This window comes from Methylobacterium sp. J-043, from assembly GCF_022829505.1.
In the GTDB taxonomy this organism is placed as follows: Bacteria; Pseudomonadota; Alphaproteobacteria; order Rhizobiales; family Beijerinckiaceae; genus Methylobacterium; species Methylobacterium extorquens_A.
This window is the reverse complement of record NZ_JAKSYB010000032.1, coordinates 109,513-134,989: the sequence shown is the minus strand read 5'-3', so window position 1 is coordinate 134,989 and position 25,477 is coordinate 109,513. Positions and strand designations below refer to the sequence as shown.

At 70.7% G+C, this 25,477-nt stretch carries 28 protein-coding genes; 12 read left to right on the top strand and 16 right to left on the bottom strand.

The features are described 5' to 3' along the window. Nucleotides 1–55 precede the first annotated feature (55 nt). Entirely contained in the window at nt 56–286 is a 231-nt protein-coding gene (locus MKK50_RS06210; RefSeq protein WP_499021137.1) for a hypothetical protein, read from the top strand. Between the two features lie 14 nt (nt 287–300). Further along, the gene (locus MKK50_RS06205) at nt 301–570 is read left to right on the top strand and encodes a DUF6894 family protein (RefSeq protein ID WP_499021135.1); all 270 of its coding nucleotides are present in this window, start codon (nt 301–303) and stop codon (nt 568–570) included. 16 nt (nt 571–586) lie between these two features. On the opposite strand, the gene MKK50_RS06200 is transcribed toward MKK50_RS06205, so the two are convergent. From MKK50_RS06200 to MKK50_RS06185, 4 genes are all read right to left on the bottom strand, one after another. Then, on the bottom strand, nt 587–1,393 hold the full coding sequence (locus MKK50_RS06200) for a 23S rRNA (adenine(2030)-N(6))-methyltransferase RlmJ (RefSeq protein ID WP_253367137.1): 807 nt from the start codon (nt 1,391–1,393) through the stop codon (nt 587–589). 96 nt (nt 1,394–1,489) lie between these two features. Next, the gene (locus MKK50_RS06195; protein ID WP_499021133.1) at nt 1,490–2,161 is read right to left on the bottom strand and encodes a ribonuclease T2 family protein; all 672 of its coding nucleotides are present in this window, start codon (nt 2,159–2,161) and stop codon (nt 1,490–1,492) included. Nucleotides 2,162–2,261: 100 nt separating this feature from the next. Then, complete coding sequence (locus MKK50_RS06190) at nt 2,262–2,729, bottom strand: hypothetical protein (protein ID WP_253367139.1); 468 nt, start codon at nt 2,727–2,729, stop codon at nt 2,262–2,264. Nucleotides 2,730–2,908: 179 nt separating this feature from the next. Further along, entirely contained in the window at nt 2,909–3,898 is a 990-nt protein-coding gene (locus MKK50_RS06185; RefSeq protein ID WP_253367140.1) for an extensin-like domain-containing protein, read from the bottom strand. A 112-nt stretch (nt 3,899–4,010) separates the two neighbouring features. Between MKK50_RS06185 and MKK50_RS06180 the strand changes: the two genes are divergently transcribed. Beyond that, nucleotides 4,011–5,243, top strand: coding sequence for an amidase (locus MKK50_RS06180; RefSeq protein ID WP_499021131.1), 1,233 nt, complete (start codon nt 4,011–4,013; stop codon nt 5,241–5,243). 219 nt (nt 5,244–5,462) lie between these two features. On the opposite strand, the gene MKK50_RS06175 is transcribed toward MKK50_RS06180, so the two are convergent. The 3 genes from MKK50_RS06175 to MKK50_RS06165 form a co-directional block, all read right to left on the bottom strand. After that, nucleotides 5,463–8,858, bottom strand: coding sequence for a GAF domain-containing protein (locus tag MKK50_RS06175; RefSeq protein WP_499021130.1), 3,396 nt, complete (start codon nt 8,856–8,858; stop codon nt 5,463–5,465). A 177-nt stretch (nt 8,859–9,035) separates the two neighbouring features. After that, entirely contained in the window at nt 9,036–11,231 is a 2,196-nt protein-coding gene (locus MKK50_RS06170) for a xanthine dehydrogenase family protein molybdopterin-binding subunit (protein ID WP_499021129.1), read from the bottom strand. A 39-nt stretch (nt 11,232–11,270) separates the two neighbouring features. Then, entirely contained in the window at nt 11,271–11,726 is a 456-nt protein-coding gene (locus tag MKK50_RS06165) for a (2Fe-2S)-binding protein (protein WP_499021128.1), read from the bottom strand. A 340-nt stretch (nt 11,727–12,066) separates the two neighbouring features. Here MKK50_RS06165 and MKK50_RS06160 point away from each other — a divergent pair, with 340 nt between their 5' ends. Continuing rightward, nucleotides 12,067–13,608 carry a sensor histidine kinase gene (locus MKK50_RS06160; RefSeq protein WP_499021127.1) on the top strand — a complete coding sequence of 514 codons (1,542 nt, stop codon included), beginning with the start codon at nt 12,067–12,069 and terminating at the stop codon, nt 13,606–13,608. 26 nt (nt 13,609–13,634) lie between these two features. Here the strand turns inward: MKK50_RS06160 and cobT are convergent, their stop codons facing one another. Further along, nucleotides 13,635–14,672, bottom strand: a complete 1,038-nt coding sequence (gene cobT, locus MKK50_RS06155; RefSeq protein ID WP_499021124.1) for a nicotinate-nucleotide--dimethylbenzimidazole phosphoribosyltransferase — start codon at nt 14,670–14,672, stop codon at nt 13,635–13,637. A gap of 167 nt (nt 14,673–14,839) precedes the next feature. Between cobT and cobS the strand changes: the two genes are divergently transcribed. The 4 genes from cobS to MKK50_RS06135 are packed head-to-tail and all read left to right on the top strand — an operon-like array spanning nt 14,840 to nt 17,315. After that, nucleotides 14,840–15,667, top strand: a complete 828-nt coding sequence (cobS, locus tag MKK50_RS06150; RefSeq protein WP_253367151.1) for an adenosylcobinamide-GDP ribazoletransferase — start codon at nt 14,840–14,842, stop codon at nt 15,665–15,667. A 14-nt stretch (nt 15,668–15,681) separates the two neighbouring features. Further along, nucleotides 15,682–16,359 (top strand): DUF6891 domain-containing protein, encoded by a 678-nt coding sequence (locus tag MKK50_RS06145; protein WP_499021123.1) that lies wholly within the window; start codon nt 15,682–15,684, stop codon nt 16,357–16,359. A 54-nt stretch (nt 16,360–16,413) separates the two neighbouring features. After that, a complete protein-coding gene (locus tag MKK50_RS06140) occupies nt 16,414–16,626 on the top strand; it encodes a DUF1289 domain-containing protein (RefSeq protein ID WP_499021122.1) in 213 nt (70 codons plus the stop codon). Next, entirely contained in the window at nt 16,623–17,315 is a 693-nt protein-coding gene (locus tag MKK50_RS06135; RefSeq protein ID WP_499021120.1) for a retropepsin-like aspartic protease family protein, read from the top strand. Before MKK50_RS06140 ends, MKK50_RS06135 begins: the two co-directional genes overlap by 4 nt. 6 nt (nt 17,316–17,321) lie before the next feature. Here MKK50_RS06135 and MKK50_RS06130 read toward each other — a convergent pair whose 3' ends face one another. Beyond that, the gene (locus MKK50_RS06130) at nt 17,322–18,686 is read right to left on the bottom strand and encodes a DUF5666 domain-containing protein (protein ID WP_499021118.1); all 1,365 of its coding nucleotides are present in this window, start codon (nt 18,684–18,686) and stop codon (nt 17,322–17,324) included. Then, nucleotides 18,683–19,558, bottom strand: coding sequence for a DUF6502 family protein (locus tag MKK50_RS06125; protein WP_499021116.1), 876 nt, complete (start codon nt 19,556–19,558; stop codon nt 18,683–18,685). The genes MKK50_RS06130 and MKK50_RS06125 overlap by 4 nt, the downstream gene beginning before the upstream one ends. A 155-nt stretch (nt 19,559–19,713) precedes the next feature. On the opposite strand from MKK50_RS06125, the gene MKK50_RS06120 reads away from it, so the two are divergent. From MKK50_RS06120 to MKK50_RS06105, 4 genes are all read left to right on the top strand, one after another. Continuing rightward, the gene (locus tag MKK50_RS06120) at nt 19,714–19,986 is read left to right on the top strand and encodes a hypothetical protein (RefSeq protein ID WP_499021115.1); all 273 of its coding nucleotides are present in this window, start codon (nt 19,714–19,716) and stop codon (nt 19,984–19,986) included. Then, on the top strand, nt 19,983–20,186 hold the full coding sequence (locus MKK50_RS06115; RefSeq protein WP_499021113.1) for a hypothetical protein: 204 nt from the start codon (nt 19,983–19,985) through the stop codon (nt 20,184–20,186). The genes MKK50_RS06120 and MKK50_RS06115 overlap by 4 nt, the downstream gene beginning before the upstream one ends. A gap of 32 nt (nt 20,187–20,218) precedes the next feature. Then, complete coding sequence (locus tag MKK50_RS06110; protein ID WP_499021112.1) at nt 20,219–20,962, top strand: outer membrane protein; 744 nt, start codon at nt 20,219–20,221, stop codon at nt 20,960–20,962. Nucleotides 20,963–21,109: 147 nt separating this feature from the next. After that, entirely contained in the window at nt 21,110–21,550 is a 441-nt protein-coding gene (locus MKK50_RS06105; protein WP_499021111.1) for a phospholipase A2 family protein, read from the top strand. A 149-nt stretch (nt 21,551–21,699) separates the two neighbouring features. Here MKK50_RS06105 and MKK50_RS06100 read toward each other — a convergent pair whose 3' ends face one another. From MKK50_RS06100 to MKK50_RS06075, 6 genes are all read right to left on the bottom strand, one after another. Continuing rightward, the gene (locus tag MKK50_RS06100; RefSeq protein WP_499021110.1) at nt 21,700–22,098 is read right to left on the bottom strand and encodes a DUF3775 domain-containing protein; all 399 of its coding nucleotides are present in this window, start codon (nt 22,096–22,098) and stop codon (nt 21,700–21,702) included. Nucleotides 22,099–22,318: 220 nt separating this feature from the next. Beyond that, nucleotides 22,319–22,453, bottom strand: a complete 135-nt coding sequence (locus MKK50_RS06095) for a hypothetical protein (protein ID WP_301288494.1) — start codon at nt 22,451–22,453, stop codon at nt 22,319–22,321. Between the two features lie 95 nt (nt 22,454–22,548). Continuing rightward, the gene (locus tag MKK50_RS06090) at nt 22,549–23,115 is read right to left on the bottom strand and encodes an NUDIX domain-containing protein (RefSeq protein WP_499021108.1); all 567 of its coding nucleotides are present in this window, start codon (nt 23,113–23,115) and stop codon (nt 22,549–22,551) included. A gap of 39 nt (nt 23,116–23,154) precedes the next feature. Beyond that, a complete protein-coding gene (locus MKK50_RS06085) occupies nt 23,155–23,421 on the bottom strand; it encodes a sulfurtransferase TusA family protein (RefSeq protein WP_499021107.1) in 267 nt (88 codons plus the stop codon). 80 nt (nt 23,422–23,501) lie between these two features. Continuing rightward, complete coding sequence (locus MKK50_RS06080; protein WP_499021106.1) at nt 23,502–23,912, bottom strand: hypothetical protein; 411 nt, start codon at nt 23,910–23,912, stop codon at nt 23,502–23,504. Between the two features lie 111 nt (nt 23,913–24,023). Beyond that, a complete protein-coding gene (locus MKK50_RS06075) occupies nt 24,024–25,394 on the bottom strand; it encodes a glutamate--cysteine ligase (protein ID WP_499021105.1) in 1,371 nt (456 codons plus the stop codon). Between the last annotated feature and the right edge of the window lie 83 nt (nt 25,395–25,477).

The window sequence follows — 25,477 nt, the reverse complement described above, 5'->3', positions numbered from 1 at the left end:
CGCATCGGCCCATAGCGATCGCGCTGGGACGACGCGCCAACCCGAGGCTCACGTGATGAAGCATCCGATTCTGACCGCTGCTGCTCTCGCACTCGGTGTTGCCGTCCTGGCCGGCCCGGTCGAGGCCAAGGGCTGCCTCAAGGGCGCCGTCGTCGGCGGCGTGGCGGGCAGCATGGCCGGTCACGGTAAGGCCGGTGCCGCTGCCGGTTGCGCCGTCGGCCACCACGAGGCTAACAAAAAGGACAAGTCTGGCGGTCAGAGCCCGCAGCAGGGCTCGGTCAAGTAAGGCTGTCTTCCCCGGTGCCTCGCTACTTCTTCCACACCCGCATCGGCGCCGCCGCCCTTACCGACGACGAGGGCGTCGAGCTGCGTGATCCCGATCAGGCCTGGCGTGTGGCGCGGGCGACGATCCGCGCCAGCCTGGAGGATGAGGGAGGCGACCCGCGGCTGATCACAGCGATTCTCGTCGTCACCGACGAGGCCGGGGAGGTCGTTCTGGAATTCCCCTTCGCCGAGGCGATCCCCGAACCGGGCGCCGAGCCCGAGCCAGGGGAGGGGACGCTGCACTGAGGGCAGGGCGGATGTTCTACCCCTCCGGCCCAAGCCGCTCACAGCGGAAGGCGCCATAGCCGCTGCGGGCCAGCCGCTCGGCCAGGGCCGGCATGAACCGTTCCGCTTCCGCCGTCAGGGTCCAGGGCGGATTAATGACTACGAGGCCGGTGCCGGTGAGGCGCGTCGGATCGTCGGGCCGCTCGATCATCAGGTCGAGGCGCAATGCAGGCCGTTCCAGCCCCGCATCGAGCGCCGCCGCCATGCGATCGACGCCGGACACGTCCTTGATCGGATACCAGCCGATGTATATCCCGGTCGGCCACTTCCGCGCGGCCTTCAGCAAGTGAGCGCCCAAACGGTCGATCTCACCGCGCTCCTCGTAGGGCGGGTCGATCAGTACGAGGCCTCGGCGCTCCGGCGGCGGGATCAGGGCGTTGAGCGCGGTCCAGCCGTCGAGATGCATCACCTTGGTGCGGGAATCGCTGGCGTAGCGCTGCGCCAGCGTCTGCGCGTCGGCCGGGTGCAGCTCGACGAACACACCCTTGTCGCCGGCCCGCAGGGCTTCGCGGATGATCGCAGGCGAGCCGGGATAGGTGGTGGCCCCGAAGCGCGCCCGCACGGCGGCCACCGCCTCGCGGTAGGGCGCGAGCAGCGCCTCGACTTCGGGGGCGAACGGCACGTCGAGCCGGCCGAAGCCATCGTGCCACTCGCCCGTGCGCCCGGCTTCCTCCGCCGTGAGATCGTATACGCCGAGGCCCGCATGGGTATCGATGGCGCGGAACGGTTTGTCCTTGGCGCCGAGATGGACGAGCACGCGGGTCAGCACGAGGTGCTTGAGCACATCCGCGAAATTGCCGGCGTGGAAGGCGTGACGGTAGTTCAGGGCATGGTCCCCACTGCGTGAGGCTTGGCGCTTACCAGGAAAGCCGTGCGCGCGTCACCGCGCCGCGTCGACCGACACCTCGCCCGCCCGGCAGTTCTGGCGCGCCACTTCGGGGCAGGGGGTGAAACCGCGCAGATCCTTCGAGAAGCAGATCCGCACCTCCTGCAACTGCCCGCGGCGGCAGGTCACCGACATCATGTCCGGGCGCAGGCCCTTGTTGGCCGTCACGAATTGCCGGGCGATCTCGATCGGGGCGGCCCGCAGGCTCGCCTCCGGCTTCGTGAAGGCCTCGGGGATCGTCACCGCCTCGCGGGCTGTCTTGACCGCCTTGAAGTAGGCGAGTGGATCGAGGCCGGAGCAGGTGCCGTGGGTGCGCCACTCATGGCGGGCCAGCCCCTCGCTCGGCATGATCTCGCCCGCAGCCTCGACCGCGTTGCGGGTCAACGGCCGCTCCACGGCCGAGCAGTTCGAGGGATAGCCACGCTCGAATTGCGGCCACAGGCCGTGCACCACGAAGCCGAGTCCGCGGCCCGGCGCGCATTGCCCTTTGCGGTCACGGCGCGCACCCTCGCCCTCGCAATAGGTCGGCGACCACGAGAGCGACAGCACGTAGAAGTCGAAGCTGCCGGGCTCAGCCCCGCGGCGAAACCCACCGAAATCCTGCGCGCTCGCGCCGGAGGCCAGGGTCAGCCCGAGGGCCAGGGCGGCGAGGCGGCGGAGAGGCATGAACGGGACTCGCAGGCGGCGGAACGCCTCAGGACGATGCCGGGCGCGGCCTGCAAGTCAAGCTTGCATCCGCGCGCGGGGATCGCTGTCCCGTCTCGGATCAGGGCCGCGCCATCCGGCAGGCGGTGGCGTAGGCATAGGCGTTGTTGCGGTCGAGGCCGTGGACGCAGAAATCGATGCCCCAGGTCGAGCCGATGATGCCGAGGCTCTCGCGCACCGAGTAATCGACCTTGCGACGCACCCCGTCCGAGGTGGTGGCAAGCGCCGAGCAGTAGCGGCGCGGGATGAAGTCGACGCCGTAGGGGCGCCACGCGGTGCGCTCGATCCGCTCGTAGGAGAGGATCGTCAGCGACGAGTTCCAGAACTTCGCCTCCTTTTCGGCGAACTGGGTCGAGACCTTCTCCAGAACGTCGGCGTCCTGGCAGCCGGGAATGTCGGCATCGTAGGGGAAGGTCTGCTCCTCGGCCGGCGAGATCTCCTCGCGGCCGGAGCGGGCGAGCGCCGGCAGCACGGACGAGGCCGTGACGAGGCCGAGCGCCAGGACGGCGAGGGGAAGGTTCGGGCGCATGCCGCTCAGATCCGCCAGTTGAGGGTGCCGCGGCGCGACGCAGGCCCTTAAGGGCTTGGCGCAGCGGGCACCGGATGGGCGAAAGACGATGCGCCGCGCTCGGCTCAAGTCAAGCTTCGACCGGGCGCGGGCGCCGCTTTTGGTCCGGGCTGGGGTGCGCCGGGCACACCCCGGACGGATTAATAGATCGGCTCGTCCGAGGCGTGATCCGAGGCGTGGGGCGCAGCCAGCGACAGCGGCGCATAGGCCGCGTCATGCGCCGGAACCGGGGAGCGGGGCCGGCTCGGAGCGGGCGCTGCGGCATAGGCCGTGGGCGCCGGGGCGGCCGGCGCGCGGGCGACGCGCGTGCCGGTCGTGCGCGAAGAGGTCGGCGCGACGCCGTAGGGATCGTCCTCCTCGACGTCGATCGGGGCCTGGCTCGGGGCGGTCTGCCGCGCGGGCGGGCGCGGCGAGGCCAAGGGCCGGGGCGAGCCGTCGGCGAGGTTGAGCTGCGACTCGAACTTGAGCAGCGGCTTGCAGATGCGCTTCAGGCCGCGCGGATCGTGCATCGCCAGATCGACGTGGATGTGGTCGTAGTGGAACACGTTGGAACCCGGCGCCAGGACGGTCGAGAATCGGGCGCAGGCTCCGACGAAGACTTCGCGCAGAAACGCCTGCTCGGCCTCGGTGCCGCGCCAGCCGCCCTTGACGGTGATGACGTGCCCGTCGGCGAGGGTGAAGGACATGATGTCGAGGGCGTTGCCGAAGGAATGCTCCGAGAGCTTGGCGCCGGCTTGGTTGTTGCGGCCGCGGCAGGAATAGGTGCCCGCATTGATCTCGGCGACGGCCACCCCGAAATACAGGTTGGCGGCGGGCTGGATCGTGTCGGCGAGCCACGCCTCGGCCTCGGCGAGCGCCGGGCAGGCCAGAGTCATCCGCTGCTTGAGCGCCACCGTGCCGCCGCCGAGCCGGGTAACCTTGAACGGCTGCTGCATGCCGCAGGGGCCGGGGCCGTCGATCTCCTTGGCCAGCGAGACATAGGCCGTCGGCTGCACGAGCTTGCGCGCGATGCACATCTGTTCGGCTTGGTCACGCCATGCCTCCCGGCGCTCGAACCGGTTGATCGCACAGCCCGTGAGCCCCGCGCCGAACAGCACCAGGGCCGAGAACGCTAACGCTTTACGCCACATGGACGCGACGATGCGCAGCGTCCCGTAAACGAGCCGCTAACGATGCGCGATCGGATCCGCTCCCATGTGGAGCGGTGTTGACAGATTCGACCCAGACCCCGACTCGGATGGCATGATTTCGCTTCTCGACATCCGCGCCCGTGTCGCCGCCGGCGCCCTCTCGGCGGCGGACGCGATCCGAACGGCGCGCGAGCGGATCGCTGAACGCGACCCCGCCATCGGCGCCGTGCTCCGCACCGCCCCCGAGGCAACGGTGCGTGAGAGCGGGCCGCTCGCCGGCATCGCGGTGGGGATCAAGGACATCATCGACACCGCCGACATGGCGACCGAGTCCGGCTCGGAGATCTATGCCGGCTGGCGGCCGCGGGCCGACGCGGCGATCGTCTCGCGGCTGCGCGCACTCGGCGCCGTGCCGCTCGCCAAGACCGCGACCACGGCCTTTGCCGGCCTCGACCCCGCCGCCACCGTGAACCCGCGCGATACCGGCCATACACCCGGCGGCTCCTCCTCGGGCTCGGCCGCGGCGGTCGCCGCCGGGATGCTGCCCCTGGCGCTCGGCACCCAGACCGGCGGCTCGGTGATCCGTCCGGCGGCCTTCTGCGGGATCGCGGCGATCAAGCCCTCGTTCCGGCTGCTGCCGACGGTGGGCGTCAAGACCTTCTCCTGGGCGCTCGACACGGTCGGCCTGTTCGGCGCCTCCGTCGCCGACATTGCCCACGCGCTCGCGCTGATCGCGGACCGGCCGGGCATCGAGGCACCCGCACCCGAGCGCCCGCGCCTCGCCCTCTGCCTCCAGGATTTCGCGGAGAGCGCCGACGCCGACGCGCTCGCGGCGCTCGATCGCGCGGCCCGCGCCGCCGAACGGGCCGGCGCGGTGGTGCACGACCTCGTCCTGCCGGAACCCTTCGCACGCGCCTGGGCCGCGCACCCGACGGTGCAGGATTTCGAGGCCCGCCAAGCGCTCGCCTGGGAATATGCCGAGCATCGGGACGCCCTGCCGCCGGTGCTGCGCGGCCAGCTCGACCGGGCGCAGGATCTGAGTGCTGCCGATTACGACGCTGCCCGCCGCGAGGCGCATCGGGCGCGCCGCCAACTCAAGGAGCTGTTTTCGGATGTCGATGCGATCCTGACGGTGTCCAGCGTCGGCCGGGCCCCGAAGGGGCTCGGCTCGACCGGGGATGCGCGCTTCAACCGCCTCTGGACGCTGATGGGCGTGCCCTGCGTGACCGTGCCGGTGCCGGGCGACGGCCTACCGCTCGGCGTGCAGGTGATCGCCCGCTTCGGCGACGACGGACGGGCGCTCGCCATCGCGCGGATGATCGAAGGGGCGCTGGCGCGGGCATAGAGCATCGCGCCCCGAGGGGGCTTTGTTCTGCTGCGCTCAAGACTGAACGGAAAGCAGGACCTCGTTAGAGCATCATCTCTTTCCGAAAGCCGGCGGCCACCGTTCGGGACGATGCTCTAGGGCCGTATCCGATCGCATTGCATCGGGCCGGCGTCTCTCGGTCATTGTTGTGACGCGCATTCTTTCGACGAGCCGGTAGCCACTTCGTCGCGATGCGCCCTACCCGGACTCGGTCCCACGCCGCGCCGCCTTGCGCCGTTCCGTGAGCGGCAGGTCGATGGAGCAGTGCAGACCGGTCTCACTCAGTTCGTAGCGTGTGCGCGCGTCGAGGGCGTAGGGCAGCGCTTTCTCGATCAGCTCGCGCCCGTAGCCACGCCGTTGCGCGGCGCCCTCGTCCTGCAATCGCTCGACCTCCGTCTCGCTCCAATGCAGGGCAAGCCGCATCCGGTCGTCCTCGGTGTAGGTGCGCCACGTCACGCTCAGCCACCCCGTGTCTCCGGCGAGCGCGCCGTATTTGCGGGCGTTGGTGGCGAGTTCGTGCAGGGCCAGCGCGAAGGTCTGCACCGTCGCCTTGCGCAGCCGCACGGATGGGCCGTCGAGATAGATGCGGTCGGACGCCTCCCAGGCGCCGAGGGCGTCGAGTTCCGTGACGATGAGCGCGTGCAGGGTGATCGGCTCGATGGTGGAACGGGAGAGCAGGCCCTGTACCCGCGAGAGCACCGCAAGCCGGTCGTAGAAACGCGCGCGGAACGTCGTCATGGAGTCGCTTCGGGCCATGGTCTGCTCGGCCAGCGAGCGCACCACCGTGATGAGGTTGCGCGTGCGGTGCTGCAGCTCGGCCACCATCACGCCCTGCTGCTCCTGCAGCTGCCGCAGGTCGTCGATGTCGGTGGAGGTGCCCAGCCACTCGATGATGTCATTTCCCTCGCGCAGCGGCAGGGCGCGCGACTGGAACCAGCGATAGCGGCCCTCGGGGGCGTGACGGATTCGGTAATCGACGGCCAGCACCTCGGCCGCTGCGGCTCCGCTCCATGCACCTTGAGCCCGGTCGCGATCCTCGGGGTGGACCGCGTCGAGCCAGCCGAAGCTGTGGCTCTCGGCCTCGCTCTGGCCGGTATAGCGGCACCATTGCGGGCTCGCCCAGCTCCACGCGCCGCCGTCGCCCGCTCGCCAGACGAGCTGGGGAATGCCTTCGACCAGAGCGCGCTGCCGGGCTTCGCTCGTGCGCAGCTCCGTTTCGGCCTGCGCCCGCTCGGCCGCCTCCCAGGTCCGCGCGGCCACCTCCTCGATCAGGGTCGTCTCGGAGCGCGTCCAGGTGCGGGGCTCGGGATGGGTCAGGTAGAGGACGGTGCGGATTTGGTCGTCGCGGACCAGCGGCACCGCCACGAAGCTGCCGACGGCGCCCTTTCGCCAAACGCCGGGCGCCGCAACGGCCGCGGCATCGTCCACGATGACCGTCTCACCACTCCGGAGCCGCTCGAGAACCACCCGGCCGAAGGCCGTGATGGGCAGGGGGCCGAGCCGGGCCTCGGTCGGGGCGTGATAGCCGACCTGCCGCTCGACCCGCTCACCGTCCGCAGAGAGGCGCGCGTAGCCGACCCGTCCGACGCCCAGATGGCGCCCCAGTGCCTCGACCACGGTGTGAAGGGCGGCCTGCGGGTCGGTCTGGTCCTGAAGCCGGTCGGCGAGGTCGAGCAGGAAGGCCTGCCGTGCCTCCTCCGCCCGCAGGTTCTCGGCGGCAAGATGCTGGTCGTGGATGTCCGTGGCGGCGCCGATCCAGCGCGTGATCCGCCCTTCCGCGTCCCGCGCCGGGGCGTGGCGGATCAGGAACCATCGAAAAGGTCCGTCGCGGCGGCGGATGCGCTGCTGTCGCTCCACCGGCCGGCCGGTGGCGAAGGCTTCGGTGAAGATGCGTTTCGTCGCCGCCCTCTCGTCGGGGGGGATGGTGGCCAGCCAACCGCCGTTCTGGACCTTCTCCTGAGCCTGGCCGGTATAGTCGCCCCATTGCTGGTTCACGACGACGACCTTGCCCTCGGGATCGCAGTTCCAGAGCAGGCTCGGTACGAGTTCGGCGAGGGTCCGGAAGCGCCCCTCGCTCTCGCGCAGGGTGTCGGCGGTCCGCTTGCTCAGCAGGGCCTGGAGAATGGCCGGGGCGAGGGCCTCGGCGGCTTCGAGATCCTCCGATCGGTATCCGCCCGCGCGGTTGCCGAGCCCGATCATTCCGATGGTCTGTCCGTTCCGCTTCAGCGGGACGCCGAGAAAGGCCCTCAAACGCGGGTGGCCGGTCGGTGTCCCGATCCGGTCCGGGTGCGAGCCGGGATCGTTGGCGATGAGGCTTTTGCCGTCGCGCAACACGCGGCCGTAGAGGCCGTGGATCTTGAGCCCTTTCGGGCCGACGCCCTTGGGAAAAGCGGGGTCGTCCATCGCGAAATGCTGCCAGCCGCGATCGCTGATGGAGAGTTCGTTGAACCGGTCGTTTGCGTGGTCGACCTCTCCCATGAAGCTGAAGGCGCTCTGCGTCACATCCTCGGCGACCGCAAGGCAGACGCGGCCGAGTTCCTCCTCCGTGGGGGCGGTCAGCGCCTCACGGAAGATGCGGTTGATCCCTTCGAGCACCGCGTTCTTGCGCCGGATGTCCGCTTCCGCCCGGCCGCGCTCGACCGCGGACCAGATCCGCTCGGCCACCTCACGCAGCAAGCCGACGTCGGCCTCCGCCCACGGCCGCGGAGTCGAGTGAGTGACGCAGAGCGCGCCGACGAGGCTGCCGTTCTTGATGAGCGGTGCGCCCATGCAGGCGGCGATGCTAAGGGCAGCGAGGGCGGCGCGGCCGGCGACTGGGATCTGGGCTGAGCTCTGCGTGTCGGCCACGACGTGGCACTCGCCTCGGCGAAGAATATCGACGGACCACGCGAAGTCCGCGACCCGGTGCTCGCCGGCGATCGAGAATGCGTCGCCGCGAGCGTGGTCCCATGCGATGCGGGCGATTCCGGCGGCTTCGTCAATGGCGACGTAGTAGCACCGGTCCACATCCAGCCGCTCACCCACGAGCCGGCATGCCGCGCTCTGGATCACTTCCGGATCGGTCAGCGTGCGCACCGCATCGCTCAACGCCAGGAGGAAGGCCTGCCGCTCCTCGCGATCGCGCAGGGCCGTCTCGGCGACTTTGCGCTCGGTGACGTCCTCGTAGAGGATCAGCAGCCGGTCGTTCGCCTGTGGGTAGACGGAGACCTCGAACCAGCGCCCCATCGGCGTGTCCGTGTGCTCCAGCCGCGCCGGCACGCCCGAGGCGGCGATGCGCTCGTAGGTCTCGATCCACCACGGGTCGAGATCGGGCACCACGTTGCGTCCCGTCCGCCCGCGTGCGTCCGTTGCCGGCAGGCCGACCAGCCGTTCGAAGGCTGGATTCAGCTCGATGTAGAGGAAATCGACGGCCCGGCCCTGCCCGTCGCGCACGAGTTCGAGCTCGCAGAAACCCTGCCCCATGGTCTGGAACAGGGTGCGGTACTTCTCTTCGCTCGCCCGAAGGGCCGCTTCGGCCCAATCAAACTCAAGGATCCGCCGCGTCGTCGCGTCGCGATCCGACGGCCACCCGGGCGGATCTGTTTTTTCGCCCATCCTGCGCCTTGTTGCGGCTCGATAGGCCTAACTTAATCGACGGATTGCCGGTTTTGCAAAGTACGCCGGTGTTCTGGGAAGCGTGCCTCTCCGAGATGTGTCCGGTGCCGGGCCCGCGGCCCCGCCGCCCCGCCGATAGCCGGCGGAGAGGGGGCCGGCCCGCGCCGGCCCCGCGGTTCACGCCCCGCGAAGGGCCGACAGGTCGAGCGGCAGTGAGCGCAAGCGCTGGCCCGTCGCGGCGAAGACCGCGTTGGCGATGGCCGGCGCCAGCACCGGCACGCCGGGCTCGCCGATCCCGGTGGGGGCGACCTCGGAGGGCACGATGTGAACCTCGACCCGCGGCATCTCGGAGATGCGCGTCGGCTGGTAGCTGTCGAAGTTCGTCTCCTGCACCACGCCGTCCTTGAGGGTGATGCGGTTGCGCAGCACCGCCGAGAGGGCGAAGCCCACCGCGCCCTCGACCTGGGCGCGCACCACGTCCGGGTTCACGGCGATGCCGACATCGACCGCCGCCACGATCCGGTTGACCTTCACGCCGGACTCGCCCGCCGTGACGTCGGCCACCATCGCGACGTAGGAGCCGAAGGATTCGTGCACGGCGACGCCGAGGCCGCGACCCTTCTCGGAGGGCTTTGCGCCCCAGCCGGCCTGCTCGGCGGCGAGCCGCAACACCCCCGACAGGCGTGGCGCGCGGGTCAGCAGCGACAGCCGGTAGGCGACCGGATCGGACCCCGATGCATGGGCCAGCTCGTCGATGAACACCTCCATCACATGGGCGGTGTGGGTGTGGCCGACCGAGCGCCACCACAGCACCGGCACGCCCTCGCGGGCGTTGTGCACCTCGAAGCGGTAGGCCGGGAGCGCGTAGGGCGTGTCGGAGGCGCCCTCGACGGTGGTCGAGTCGATGCCGTTCTTGACGAGCATCGCCTCGAAGGGCGAGCCGATCATGATCGACTTGCCGACCATGGTGTGGCGCCAGCCGGTGATCTGGCCCTTCTCGTTCAGGCCCGCCTTGACCGTGTGGTAGACCTGCGGGCGGTAATAGCCGGCCGCCATGTCGTCCTCGCGGGTCCAGACGAGGTGAACCGGCGCCTTGCCGTCCCAGGCTTTCACGATCGCGGCGGCCTCGGCGAAGTAGTCGGCGCCCGGCGTCGCCCGCCGGCCGAACGAGCCGCCGGCCCACTGGGTGTGCAGCCGGACCCGGTCGGTCGTGACGCCCAGCGTCGCCGCCACCACCGCCTGCTCGATGGTCTGGATCTGGCAGCCGGCATAGACGTCGTAGCTGCCGTCCGCCGCGCGCTCGATCGTGGCGTTCAGGGGCTCCATCGCGGCATGCGCGAGATAGGGGAAGGAGAACTCCGCCTCCAGCACCTTGGCCGATCCCTTGATGGCGCCGTCGGCATCGCCCGCCTGCGAGGCGACGAGGCCGGAGGTCTTGGCCGTCTCACGGTACTCGGCGAGGATCGCGTCCGAGGAGCGGGTCTCGGCGGCGGAATTGTCCCACGTGACCTTGAGGGCTTCGCGGGCCTTCATCGCGCTCCATGTGTCGCGGGCGATCACCGCCACGCCGGTCGGGATCGTGACGATGCCGACGACGCCGGGCATGCCCTGCGCGGCCTCCGCATCCACCGACTTCACCGTGGCGCCGAAGCGCGGCGGGTGGGCGACGAGTGCCGTGACTTGGCCGGGGCGGCGGATGTCGAGGGAGTAGATCGCGGTGCCGTCGGTCTTCGCCGCGGAATCGATGCGCGGCACGCGCTGACCGATCAGCGTCCACTCGGCCGGCGTCTTGAGACGGGGCTCCTGCGGCACCGGCTTGGCGGCAGCGGCTTCCGCGAATTCGCCGAAGCGGGCCTGCTTGCCGGATCGGTGGCCGATGACGCCCTTCGTGACGGTGATCTCGCCTGCCGGCACGCTCCATTTCTCGGCCGCGGCGGCAACCAGCATGGCGCGGGCGGCCGCCCCCGCCTTGCGGAGCTGGAACCAGGAATTGGCGATCGCCGTCGAGCCGCCCGTGCCCTGGACCGGGCCCATCAGCAAATTGGCGTAGAGCTTCGCATCCGCCGGTGCAAAGGCGACGCGCATCTGGCTCCAATCCGCGTCGAGTTCGTCGGCGAGGATGGTGGCGAGCCCGGTCGTGTTGCCCTGGCCCATATCGAGATGCTTGATCATCACCGTGACGCTGTCGTCGGCGGCGATCCGCACGAAGGCGTTGGGCTGGGCCGGACCCTTGGACAGCGCGTCCGAGCCTTCCGCGGCGCGGGCACCCTTCAGGTCGAGGCGGAAGGCGAGCAGCACGGCGCCCGCCGCCGCGCCGCCGAGGAAGGCGCGCCGGGACGGAACGGGCGTATCAGTCAGGTCGAGCTTGAGCATGCCGGGCTCCAAATCGTGAAAGGCTGCGGGGCGGGCGGCTCAGGCGAGCGAGCGGGCGGCGTCGTGGATGGCGGCGCGGATGCGCTGGTAGGTGCCGCAGCGGCAGACATTGCCGTCCATGGCGCCGTCGATATCCGCGTCGCTGGGCTTCGGGTTCTCCGTGAGCAGGCCGATGGCCGACATGATCTGGCCGGATTGGCAGTAGCCGCATTGCACGACGTCGAGGCCGCGCCACGCCGCCTTCACCGCATCGGCCACCTTGCCCTCGACGCCCTCGATCGTGGTGATCTTGGCCTCCCCGACATCGCCGATACGGGTCTGGCAGGCGCGCACCGGCTGACCGTCCATGTGCACCGTGCAGGCGCCGCACTGCGCGATGCCGCAGCCGTACTTGGTCCCGGTCATGTCGAGGCGGTCGCGGATCACCCAGAGCAGGGGCATGTCGGGGTCGGCATCGACCTCCCGCGCCACGCCGTTCAGGTTGAGGGTCAGCATGGGCGCACTCCGAGAGGAAGCTGTCGCACGAAACGCATGAATTCAGGGCCGCCGTCCGGCCGGGAGATGCGCTTCGAGACCGTCACGTGGTGTCGTGACTTGAAATGGTCACTTGGAATCGTTCCGATTTTGATCCTGTACGCCCATCCCTGATGTGCGGGAGCGCACCCCAACACGGATGAGACGTTTCCGCACCTGTATCGGCGCAATTCGCCGGATCGTCGAAGCCGCTTCTTAACGGTTCGCACGGCACCCTGCGGGCTCTCCACCCCGCCCCGTGCGCCGCCAGACCACGACCGGGCGCCCGGCGTTCCGATCCCGATTGGCGATCTCGACTGTTATGGCCGACCTCACAGCGGAGATGGTTCAGCGCGGGCGCGGGCCCTCCTCGCAAGAGGTGGCCAAGCGCCGCGGCATCGCGCGCGAGATGCGCTCGGCCCGGGAGCGGCTGACTTCCACGAGCGGCCTGGAGCGGGCCTTCGACACCGAACTTCTGCGGCTCTACGCCCAGTACCGGGTCGGTGCGGGCATCCCGCTCCTGATCCTGGCGCTCATGGTTGCGGGTGCCTCCTCGATCTGGGTGCCGGCCGTGACCGCGGCGATCTGGGCGACCGGGGCGATCGCGGCCACCACCCTGATGCTGCTGCTGAGCCGCCGCTTCCTGCGGCAGGCGCCGGAAAGCCGGTCGCTGAAGCGCTGGGGGCGCACCTTCATCGTCGCCGAGTTCGCTCAGAGCGCCGCCTGGGCGATGCTGCTGCTCGTGGGCGTTCCCGAGGCGCGCACCTTCGCGCTGTTCGGCCTCGTCATCGTCGCGGCGGTGACGACGATGCTCGCCGCGACCGTGCCGGTCGCTGCCCTGGCCGGCCTCGTGCCGCTGATGCTGGCGGCGCTCTCGCTGCTGATCTTCTCCAGCGACATGGACACGATGCTCCTCGTCGCGATGACGGTGGCGAGCCAGATCTTCTTCGCCGGCTTGGCACGCCGACTCTACGCCTCCGCCGTCGGCACCTTGCAATCGCGGGCGGAGAAGGACGCGATCTTCGCCGAACTCGAACAGGCCAAGGCCAATTCCGACGAGGCCCGTCGGCGGGCGGAGGAGGCGAACCTCGCCAAGTCCCGCTTCCTCGCCACCATGAGCCACGAGCTGCGCACGCCGCTCAACGCCATCCTCGGCTTCTCGGAGGTGATGAAGAACGAGGTGTTCGGCGCCCATGCCGCCCCAGCCTACCGGGAATACGCGACCGACATCCACGACAGCGGGATGCACCTGCTCAATCTGATCAACGAAATCCTCGACCTCTCGCGCATCGAGGCTGGGCGCTACGACCTCACCGAGGAGGCGGTGCAACTCGCCCATACGGTCGAGGAATGCCGCCACATGATGACCCTGCGCGCTCGCAGCAAGGGCCAGACCTTCGCCAGCCTGATCGACGGTTCCCTGCCGCGCCTCTGGGCCGACGAGCGGGCGCTGCGCCAGATCGTGCTCAACCTGCTCTCGAACGCGGTGAAGTTCACCCCGCCGGGCGGCGAGATCACGATCAAGGTCGGCTGGACTTCGTCGGGCGGGCAATATCTCAGCGTCAAGGATTCCGGACCCGGCATCCCCGAGGACGAACTCGGCACGGTGATGTCCTCGTTCGGGCGCGGCTCGCTGGCGATCAAGACCGCCGAGCAGGGCTCCGGCCTCGGCCTGCCGATCGTGAAGGGTCTGATCGACCTCCACGGCGGCGGCTTCCAGCTCAAGTCGAAGCCGCGCGAGGGCACCGAGGTGATCGTCACCTTCCCCGCGAGCCGCGGCATGGACACCCTGCCCGCGATGACACTCGGTGCGGAGAACGCCCCGGCCGAGGCGGCGTCCGCCCGGCGCGCGCGGGCGGCCTGACGGGCGAAGCCGTCAGCCGGCGCGTCTCAATCGGTGCTCTTGCCCGAGACGCCCGCCTGCTCGAACGTCGCCATGTCGCGGTGGCAGGCGAGCGCACCCTTCAGCAGGCCGAGCGCCAGGGCCGCGCCGGAGGCCTCGCCGAGGCGCATGTCGAGCGATAGGACGGGCTTCAGGCCGAGCCGGTCCAGCACCTCGCCATGTGCACCTTCCGCCGAACGATGGCCGGCGATGCAGTGGTCGAGGGCGTGAGGGTCGGCGGCGTACAGAATGGCCGCCGCGGCGGTTGCGACATAGCCGTCGAGCACCACCGGCACCCGCTGCAGCCGCGCGGCGAGGATGGCCCCGGCCATCGCCGCGATCTCCCGGCCGCCGAGGCGCGCCAGGATCGTCAGCGGGTCGCCGAGGTGATCCTTGTGGGTGTCGAGCGCCAGCCGCACCGCCTGCGCCTTGCGGGCGAGGCCTGCTGCGTCGAGCCCGGTGCCGCGCCCGACCCAATGCTCGGCCTCGCCGCCGTAGAGCGCGGCGTAGATCGCGGCCGCGACCGTGGTGTTGCCGATGCCCATCTCGCCGACCGCCAGGCAGTCCGTGCCCGCCGCCACCGCCTCCATGCCGAAGGCCATGGTGGCGACGCACCCTTTCTCGTCGAGCGCCGGGCCGGAGCAGATGTCGCCGGTCGGCAGATCCACGGCGAGGTCGAACACCCGGAAGCCGAGGCCGTAGGCGGCGCAGAGCTGGTTGATTGCGGCACCCCCGGCGGCGAAGTTGTCCAGCATTTGCCGGTTGACCGCGGCCGGGAAGGCCGAGACGCCGCGCTCCACCACGCCGTGGCTGCCGGCGAACACGCAGACCATCGGCCGGTCGAGGGTGGGCTTGGCCTTGCCCTGCCACGCGCCGAGCCATTCCACGAGCCCTTCGAGGCGCCCGAGCGCGCCCGGGGGCTTGGTGAGGCTGGCATCCCGTGCCCGGATCGCGGCGACCGCGTCCCCGTCGGGGCCGGGCATCTCCGTGAGCAGGCGGCGGATGTCGGCGAAGGGCGAGGCGTCGGAGGTCGGGCTGGCGGTCATCGGCAGGGCTCGTGCGCGTCGGATGCGGGAAAAACGGAGGAGGTCGCCCGATCGGTGCGGGAATTGCCACCGGATAGCCAGCGCCGCCGCGTAGCAGGCAGGAGGCTCCCGGCGCTATAGAAGCGGACGGGCCCGCGGTACAGGCGGCCGGAGGAAAGGGCAGCGGAATGATCGAGCGCAGTGGCCGCGATCTCGGGCCGCCCTTTCCGGGGGCGGAACTGGTCTACGATCTCGCCGCCTGCCTTCGCTTCTTCACCCGCCTGCCGGTTCCGCCGCTGCCCGACGAGCCGGCGCCCTACGCCGCACCCGATTTTCGCACCGTGCCGCGGATGCTGCCGCTGGCGGGACTGCTGATCGCCGCGCCCGCCGCCCTGGTGCTGGTTCTGGCCTGGGAGATCCGGCTCGGGCCGTTCGTCGCCGCAGCCCTCGCTCTCGTGGCGCTGGCCCTCATCACCGGTGCCATGCACGAGGACGGCCTGGCCGACGTTGCCGACGGGTTCGGCGGCGGGCAGAGCCGCGAGCGCAGCCTGGAGATCATGCGCGACAGCCGCATCGGCGCCTATGGCGGCACCGCGCTGTTCCTCGGGCTGGCGCTGCGGGCGGCGATGCTCGCGACCCTGCTCGACCGCTCCGGCGGGCTCGCCGCCGTGTCGCTCCTGTTCGCCGCCGCCCTGTCGCGGACGGTGGCGCTGGTTCCGCTCGCGATCCTCGACCCCGCCCGTCCCGGCGGCGCGGGTGCTGCCGTCGGCCGGCCGACCCGGACGACGCTGGGCATCGCGGGGGTGATCTGCCTGATCCTCGCCGGGATCGCCGCCGCCCTCGGCCTGCCGCCGCTGGGTCTCGGCCTCGCTCTGATCCTGGCCCCGCTTGCAGCCTTCGGTCTCAGCGCGCTGGCCGAGCGCAAGATCGGCGGCCAGACCGGCGACGTGGTCGGCGCTTGCCAACAGGTCGGCGAGATCGCGGTGCTGCTGGCCCTGGTGGCGGCGACGGCGTAGGCGGGAGGGGCGTGATGCTGAGAATCCTCCGCCGGCTTTTCCAGGGCCGGGCAGCGAAGGCGCAGAGCCGCACATCCTCCGATGCGTCCACGGAAACGCTCGACCGCGCGGACACCGCCGAGCAGATCGAGATCCTGGCCCGCGGCGGTTTCGAGACCGAAGCCTCGACGCTCGAGACGATCCTGGACGGGTACCTGGGCCCCGATGCGGTCGCACCCGACGACCGCCGCTGGGTCGAGGCGGAGGTGGCCCGAGCCTTCGCGCGCAAGCGGGCCGACGAGGCGACATGGCCGCTGGAGACGGATTTCGACCGCCTCGCCATCGCCTTCGACGCCCTCGACGCCAGCGGGATCATCGCCCTGCACGATGCCGGCTATACCCGTTCGGACGGGATCTCGGATGCGGGCGAGGTGTATCACCAGCGCCGGGAGCGGGGACGCGACTCGCGAGGGTTCGTCTTCTACCACGGGCAGGATGTCGAGGCGGTCGTCGGCGACCGGGGGCTCTACCTCGCCTTCGGCGCGTTCGACGACCGCGACGAGACCATGGTCGGCATCGCCGCCGAGATCGTGGAGGCCGTGGAGGCGCAAGGGTTGCGGACGCATTGGGAGGGGGATGTGGGAACACGCATCTTCGTCCACCCGATCCAGTGGTTGAAGCGCAGCCCGTCCGATGACCCGCGGGCGTCGTAAGGTTTCCGGTGAGACCTTGATTCACGGCCCCGCTCCGTCCCATCTGCACGGGCGATGCTGGCGACTCCCCCGAACAAACCTTCCTCACCCTGCACGAAGCTCTGCGTGCTCGATGCCGTGACCGGCCTGTGCGAGGGCTGCGGGCGCACGCGCGACGAGATCGGGCTGTGGGGCTCGCTCTCCGAGGCGCAGCGGCGGGCCGTCATGGCCGCGCTGCCCGAGCGGCTGCGCCGGGCCTATCCCGGCCGGGAGGCGGGCGCGCCATGATGTGGGCCGGCCTTGCCATTCTCGGGATCGGTCTCGTCGTCCTGATCGCCAACCATGACGGCGGCCCGGTGATGGGGCTCGATTCCGATCAGCTCGCCGGCGTCGTCTCGATGACCGCCCTGCTGCTGCTCCTCGCCGCCGGCCGCTGGCGACAGGCGCTCGTCATGCCGGGCAAGACCCTGGGTTCGATCCTGATCTGGCTCGTCATCGGCGCGGTGATCGTCGTCGGCTACACCTATCGCGACGATGCGCAGCGGGTTGGTGCGGGGCTCGTCGGGGCGCTACGCCCCGGCACGGCTGTGGTCGGGCCCGGCGGCGAGGTGACGATCACCCGCCGCTCGGACGGCGATTTCGCCGTGCTGGCGGCGGTGAACGGCGGCGCCGAGCAGCGCTTCGTCTTCGATACCGGGGCGAGCAGCGTCGTGCTCACCGCCGAAACCGCCGACCGTCTCGGCATCCGCCCGCCGGACAGCGCTTTCACCCAGCGCGTCTCCACCGCCAATGGTACGGCGCTCACGGCGCCGATCCGGCTCGACTCGATCACGGTGGGGCCGATCACCGAGCGCAACGTCAACGCGATGGTGAGCCGGCCCGGCGTGCTGACCACCAACCTGCTCGGCCAGAGCTTCCTCGACCGGCTGCCCTCCTACGAGGTGCGTGGAGACCGGCTGATCCTGCGCAGCCGCTGACGGGCGTCAGCGACGCCCGCCACCTCCGAAGCCGCCCGGTCCTCCCCCGCCTCCGAAGCCGCCGGGACCGCCTCCGAAGCCTCCGGGGCCACCCCCGCCGCCGAAGCCGCCCGGTCCACCGTCGCCGGGCCGGCCGAATCCACCTGAGGGTGCGCCGAATGCACTTCCGGGGCCGCCACCCGGGCCCGGGCGGGTGTCGATCGGGTAGCCGCCGGGCGTCGCGTTTCCTCCGGGGGCCCCGCTTCGGCCGGATTCGAAGCCGCCTGCTCGGCCGCCGGGGCGGGAGAACGGCGCCTCGCCGCCGGGCCCCGACCGCCCGGGCGCGCCGGGCCCTTGGCCGCCGAAGCCTCCACCGCCGGGCCCCCCACCGGGACCCTGGCCGCCGGAGCCCTGGCCACCTGCACCTTGCCCGCCGGGGCCTTGGCCCCGTGCCGACGCGTCACCGCGCACCGATTCGACCGTCATCCGCCCATCCCGGCCGATGCCGGTCTCGATCACCGCGGGGCGCCCGGATCCCGGCAGCGCCGAGGGGGAGACCCCGCCCGAGACGGCGAAGCCCGAGCCGAGACGCAGCCCGCCCTCGCCCTGCGCGACGTAGGCCTCGATCGAGGCACGGGCGAGCCCCGCTGGGAATGGCAGGCTGACGTCGCGGGCCGAGGTGATCGTCAGCCCCGCCGGGCCGGCCTCGCCCTCCACCAGGGCGCGCCGCCCGGTCAGTCCCGGCTCCAGGCCCGCGAGGCGCAGGCCGCCGATGCGCGGGGTGCCGTCGCGATCCCGCCGGACCGGCCCGGCGACGCGGGCGCTCCCGTCCGCGCGCGGCTCGATCAGGCTCGCGACGATGGTGCCGTCGGCCCGGCGCAGGCCGCTCACCGCCACGCGCTCGCCCACCGCGAATCGCGTCCGGGCCGTCTTCAGGCTTGCAGTCGAGATGCTCTGTCCGAGCACCGTCAGGCGGCCTCGAGCCACGGCCTCGACGGGGCCGACGACTTCGCTCGACACCGTAATGGCACGGGTCGAAAGCGCGCCCTCCGGCCCGCGTGCCACCACGCGCACGACATGGCCGACCTTGAGGTCGGCGACACGGGCGGGCGTGCCGTCGATGCGAACCTGCACGTCCGGCGGATAGGTGATGCGCAGGTCGTTGACGACGATCGAGCCGAACCGGCGGATCGTGCCGATCACACCGGTGCCGCCGATCCCGCGATCGCCGCCGGGCGTCTCCTCCTCCGAGGGGCGCGCACCGGTGCCTCCGATGCCGCGGTCCTGGGCGGGGTCGCCCGCCGTTTGGGGCCAAGCCGGGTGCGGCCGCCAGAGAATGGTGCCGGCCAGCAGCGCCAGCAGCCCGCGGCGGGTCGGAGTCAGGCGGCTCAAGGCGCGCGACCCTCCGCATCTCCCGATGCCGTCTGCACGCCGGGATCACGGGCGGGGACCTCCTCCCGGTAGATGTAGATGCCGAAGTTCCAGCGGTGGCGCCCGCCTTCATCGTCCGCGCAAGCCGTGTGCGCCTCGGCGTTCGCCTGCTTCAACGCCCCCATCGCGATCTCCCGCGCCCGCTCCTCAAGCCGCGCGGCGAGCGCGTCGGAGAGGCCGTCGTAATGCACGGCGCGCTCGAAGAAGCGAGGGGAGAGCGCCGCGACGTTCTCGGCCGCCGCCGCGATGTGGTCGTGCAGGTTGCGCCCGAGATAGTAGAGCTGGGGCTCGGTCCCCCCTTTGGGCAGGTAGGCCGCCTCCAGAAGCTGCACCCGGCCTTCCGAATCGAGAATGGCGAGGCCCCGGTCGAGCCATTCGTCGAGCACGGCGCGGGGCCGCACGTCCTTGGTCACGCCGGCCACGAGGCTCTCGAAGGAGGGGGCCGCGTCGTCGGTCGAACGCGGCAGCGGCAGCGGCCGGCCCTGGCCATCGGTGAATTCGGGTGCGGCGACCCAGCGGGCGATGATCCGGCTCGTGCGTGAGACCGTTGCCGGCACTTGGCTCACGGGCGCGCCCGCCCCGCGCAGGCGGCGCACTTCCTTGCGGTGGATGCCCGTCAGCAGGCTGACCCGGCTGTCGGTCTGCTCCTTGCCGGGCAGGGCGAAGTCGTACTCGGCGACGTTCACGTAGAGTTCGCGCAACAGGTTCGTCAGGGCGGGAAAGGTGATGCCCCGCTGCACCAGCAGGCGCACGAGCGGTCGCAACAGGCGGGCCACCGGCCCGTGCAGCGCGGCGCCGTCCGGAGATGGAGCGGGTTCGATCGTCTCAGACATGACCTGAGCTTAGTGGCAGTGGTGTGGGATACAATCCCACAATGTGCGCTCCAGCACCAACTTCGCAGATTTACGATTGACGTGGGATTTTTGCACACGTAGTTCTTTGTGGTCAAATTTCCCACGTCAAGCCGCGGCTCGGGTGAGGCAGCACCATGATCGAACTGAGACCCATCGCCGTGCTCGGCGAGGCACCGCTCCTGCTCACCGCTCGGCCGCGTATGGGGATCGATGCGTCGGTTCGGCCGCTGATCCGCGGTGCTGTCCTGGCGGCGATCCTGTCCGCCGTGCTCGCATTGCCGGAGTTGCGGTCGCTTGCCGCCGACCGGAGCCCCGCGTTCGAGCGCCTCGAAGCTCTGGTTGCCGGTGCGGCTGCGCCGCGCAAGGACGCGAGGCGGGTCGCCCTCGTCCGGGAGGCAACCCGATGAGCCCCGCGCTTCAAACAGCATTCCCGACGGCGGGCCTCGCCGCGAGCCGGCTTCGGCCGCCCGGTCCGCACCGCGTCCGGGCGCGTCTCCGCCGCATCCGACCACAGCCCGAGCCCTGCGGCGGTGAGACCGTCATCGATTTCGCGCTCTGCCTGATCCTGGCCGTCGCAGTCGTCGGCCTGCTGCTGCTCGCGCTCTGACACCTTCCCCACGCCCACAACACGAGACGACGATGACCCGACACCCGATGCATCCGGCTCTTTCAAGCCTTCTTGTCAGCCTTCTTCTCGCGGGTGGCGCGTCCGCCGCCGACCTGCCGCGGCGTGCTGCGCCCCCGTTGCCTCCGACCCTGCCGGTCTTCACCTGGACCGGCTTCTATGTCGGCGCGAATGCCGGCTACGGATTTCGCGGCGGATCGTCGACCTACACGGACGCGACCTACGGCACCGTGACGGAGAGCGGCGGTCGCGGCGGCTTCGTCGGCGGCGGCCAGATCGGCTACAACTATCAGCTCACGCCGGGTTCGGGCTGGGTGCTCGGCGCCGAGGCCGATTTCCAGGGCACCGGGTTCGGCCGCCGCGGCGACGGCACCATCGGCTCCACGCCCTATTACAGCGTCGCCCCGAGCCTGGATTGGTTCGGCACCGTGCGCGGCCGGCTCGGCTACGCCTTCGACCGCTGGCTCGTCTACGGCACCGGCGGCTTCGCCTATGGCGGTGGGAGCCGGTCGTCCTATGCCTCCGCCTATCCCTACACCCTGCCGGACACGACGCGGCTCGGCTACGCGGCCGGTGCGGGCATCGAATACGCGCTCACGGAGCGTATTTCGGTGAAAGTCGAGGGACTCTACGTCGATCTCGGCAAGCAGGGCAGCGGCACGACCGTCTACGATGCGACGGTGCCCGCCTATTACGGCACCGGCCGTTCGGAATCCGGCTTCGGCGTTGTGCGCGGCGGCTTGAACTATAGGTTCTAAAGCCGCGGGGATGGCTTGTTTCTTGCGTGAACGAGTGAACCACGTCTGCGGACAAATCGTTTGAACGGCTCAGCCTTCCCGGCGCGGGTCATGATCCCGGCCGGCGAAGCGCTGTGAGGGGAGCGTTTCGAACGGAGTCTTCCAACCGTGCCTACACTTGCCTACCCCGCCGCCCGGCGTCTTCCCCTAGTTGCCGGTCTCTCTGTCATCCTCTCCGGCCTCGTACCGCTCGCCGTCTCGGCTCAGTCGCTGGTCGCACCGGACGTCGAGGCGCCCTCCGTCGAGGCGCCGGCCACGCCGGACCTCGGCAATGGACTGCCCCAGGGCGCACTGGTCTTTCACGGCAACTATTGCGGCCCGGGCAGCCGCGGTGCTGGCCTCCCCCCGATCGATGCCCTCGACCGGGCCTGCATGCACCACGATGCCTGCTCGCCGCCGGTGGGTCAGGGGCTGCCCGCCTGCTCCTGCAACGATCGTCTGGCACGCGAGGCCCGCCAGGTGGCCCGGACGCCGCGGATCGACGACGAGTTGCGAACGGCAGCGGGTTTCGTCGCCGTCGGCGCGAAGGCCCTGGCCTGCCAACCGTAAAATCCAACCTCTGATGCGGCATCGGCCCGGAACGCTCGTTCCGGGCCGATGTCATTTTGCACCATGCGTGTTTCGGTCGAGGCACGCAGAGCCGCGCCCCGTCCGGTTTGCTACGGCCGTTTGCGCGACCTCACGCAGGGTGGGACGCCTTACGCCTCGGGCGTCTCCATCGGAATTCCCAGCGCGTCGAGACCTTCCTCGAGGAGCGGGGCCGCATCCGGCGTGCCGAGTAGCTCGCGGATCACCGTGTCGCCCGCCGCCTCTCGCTCCTTGGCGAAGTTGACCGCCGTCTTCCATTCCGCCGCCTCGTAGTCGCCGCGGCCGATATAGAGCAGGGCCCCGAGATCGGCGCGCTCGTCCTCGTTGAGCCCGGCGATCATGCTGCGGATCTCCTGCTCAGTCGCGTCGTCGGTGCCGCCGACCAGCATGTCGATCGAGCCGTCATCGGTCGGGTTGGAGCCCGAATCCGGATCGGTCGCGCCTTCCTTCACCTCGACCGCCCGCAGCCGCAGGATGATCTCGGTGATCTTGTCGAGGGCAATGTCCATAAGCGGCTCCAGCATCGACGGCCCACCAAGCGCGGCGCGTCGGGTTCGAATGGAACGCGCCGTGTCCGCCGCGGGCGTCCGGTCAGGCCGGTGCCGTCGGGCTGCGACAGGGCGCAGAGCCTCGACAACCCGTGGCGTGGCCGTTGGTTCGGCCGGGCCGGAGCGCCATGCGGATTCGGGAGGGGAGGGGAGCGGCAGGCGGCGGCCGCCCCGATAAGCCTCAGGCGCGCGGCGGGTATCCGCCCGGCTCGGCGTCCACGCTCCGCGCCGGGCGTTCCACCTCCCGACGGTGCCACATCAGCAGCAGGGCGGAGACCACTAGCCAAGGACCGGCGATCCCGATGAAGAACGACATGAGCGCATCTCCCCGCGGCGGCGGCTGTTGTTTCGAGAGAATCCGTTCCGCGTGACAGGATGATAAGCGTTGCCGGCCGGCCCGCAAGCGCCGCGTCAGGCGAACAATTCGGGGCGGCGCAGGCGAAGCGAGAGCAGGAGCACCAGCGTCTTCATATCGGCGATCTCGCCGGACTCGCTCATGGCGGCGAGGGTGGCGAGCGGCATCTCGACCACGGTGATCGCCTCGTGCTCCTCGGCCAGTCCGCCGCCGGGCCCTTCCCGGTCGCTCTCCGCGTAGGGGGCGAGGTACAGGTGCATCCGCTCGGTGGAGATCCCCGGCAGGCTCCACACCGTGGAGACCGGCTCCAGATGCGCCAGCCGCAGGCCGGTTTCCTCGAAAGCCTCCCGGCGCACGCCCTCCGCCGGATCGGCCTCGTCGAGCAGGCCTGCGGGTACTTCGAGCAGGTCGGTCACGCCCGCGGTGAAGAAGGGCGCCGCGCGGAACTGGCGGATCAGCAGGGCCACCTTGCGCTCGGGATCGTAGGGCAGCACGCAGACCGCCTCGCCGTGATCCTCGATCTCGCGGGTCACCGCGGCGCCCTCGGGGGTCGTCACCTCGGCGACGAGGAAGCTCGCCCAGCCATCGTGGACGGTGCGGGTGCCGCGGATCTCGGGGGGCATGGCGTCTCCGGTTCGGGGCTTCAGGTCGGATTGTCGGGGTCAGTCTTGCGCATTCGGGCGGTCGGCGCCGCGGCGGATCAGGAAGCGCGCGACCGGGCCGTGGTGCTCCAGCGCTTCCAGCGCGGCCCCTTCCTCGCGGACGACGTTCGGGATGTCGATCCCGGCCAGCGGATCGGTCGCGGTCACCGCCAGGCGCGCGCCGGGTGTCAGCGCCCGCAGGGCCTTGCGCGTGCGCAGCGCGGGGAGGGGGCATTTGAGGCCGCTGAGGTCGAGTTCGACCGTGCCGTCCTGCGAGATCTCGGACATGGGAGCGGCGCATAACACGAAAACGCCCTGCCGGCTGAACCCAGACGGCAGGGCAATGTCTTCGCGGGTGGAGGAGAGGGTTACCAGCCGTAGGGGCCGTAGCCGTAGTAACCGCCATAGGCCGGGTAGCCGTAGCCGCCGTAATAGCCGACGGGTCGACCGTAACCGTAGTAACCGCCATAGGCCGGATAGCCGTAGTAGCGCGGGGCCGCGCTGGCGGCGATCGCGCCGCCGATCAGGCCGAGCGCCGCGCCCGCGAACAGCGCACCGCCGACATTGCGGCGGCGATAACCGTAGCCGTAGCCGTAGCGGGGGCCGTAATGGCCTCCGTAATATCCGCGGCGCCAGCCGACGGTCTCGACGGTGCCGCCGCCGCCGACCTGCGCGGCGCTCATCGCCGGCAGGGGCGCGGCCTGGGCGGGCGGGACGGCCGTCACGGTCAGGCTCGCCGCGGTGAGGCCGGCCAGCGTCAGGGTCGTGATGCGGGACATGGATGCGAACTCCTTAAGCGATAAGGAACACGCAGAGGAACAACGCGGCGCCGAACGCGTTCCGAGCGCCAAGCTTGCCGCGGGCCAAAATCCGCGACGCTGCTCCGATCGTCAGAACGTGCAGGCGGTGAAGGCCGGATCGACCGACTTCTCCCAGGGGCCTTCGTAATCGGCGAGCCGCTCCTGTGCATGGCTGCGGCCGGCGGCGACGATCGCTTCCAGAGGTTGAAGATAGACCGCCTCGTCGCGGCCGTTGCCGTCCCGGCGCGCCCGCGCCTGCAGCCCGGTGCGGGCGATGGCGAGTGCCTCCGCTGCGACCGTGCCGAGGCAGCGCCCGCCGATGCTGGCATGGAGCCCGAGCCGCGGCACGGCGGCGCGCATCGATTCCCGCTCCCCGGCGGACCAGCCGCGCACCAGATCCCAGGCGGCGGAAAGCGCGGTCTCGTCGTAGAGGAGCCCGACCCAGAAGGCCGACTGCGCGGCGATCATCGCCGGCCCGCCGACATCGGCGCCGCGCATCTCGAGGAAACGCTTGAGCCGCACTTCCGGGAACACGGTTGAGGCGTGGTTCGCCCAATCCGAGACGGTCGCCCGCTCGCCCGGTAGCTGCGCGAGGCGCCCGGCCATCAGGTCGCGGAAGGAGGCCCCGGCGACATCGTGATAGGTCTCGCCGCGCTTGACGAAATACATCGGCACGTCGAGCAGCCAATCGGCGTAAGCCTCGTAGCCGAAGCCCTCATCGAAGGCGAAGGCCAGCATGCCGGTGCGGTCGGGGTCGGTGTCGCGCCAGATCTCCGAGCGGCGCGACAGGAAGCCGTTGGGCCGCCCATCGGTGAAGGGCGAATTGGCAAACAAAGCCGTGGCGATGGGCTGGAGCGCGAGGCTGACGCGCATCTTGCGCACCATGTCGGCCTCTGAACTGAAATCGACGTTCACCTGGACGGTCGCGGTGCGCAGCATCATGTCGAGGCCGAGCCTGCCCACCTTCGGCATGTAGTTGCGCATGATGCGGTAGCGGCTCTTCGGCATCTGCGGCGTCGCCTCGCGGGTCCATTTCGGACTCATGCCGAGGTCGAGGAAGCCGATGCCGAGAGACTCGGCCGCGCGCTTCGTGGCGGCGAGATGCTCGTCGAGTTCGGTCGCCGTCGCGTGGATGTCGGGCAGCGGCGCGCCGGAGAGTTCGAACTGGCCGCCGGGCTCGATCGAGATCGCGCCGCCGCCTTCGGTCCCTGCCAGACCGATGATGTTGCCGCCATCCAGGATCGGCTCCCAGCCGGTCTCGCGGCCGAGATTCTCCAGAAGTGCCCGGATGCCGCGCTCGCCCTCGTAGGGAACGGGTGCGTGGTCGGCGGTGTAGAACGGGATCTTCTCGTGCTCGGTGCCGATGGCGAAGCGCGCGCGCGGTTTCTCGCCCGCGGCGAACCACGCGATCAGTTCGTCCCGCGTCGTGAGCGGGGTGGTGTCGGACGTGTCGCGCGCCATGCGCTGCCTCGAAGGTAACGTCGGTCGAAGGGGTCAGCTGCGCGCCGAGGATCCGCCACCGGAGGAGCCGGCAGCGGCCTCAC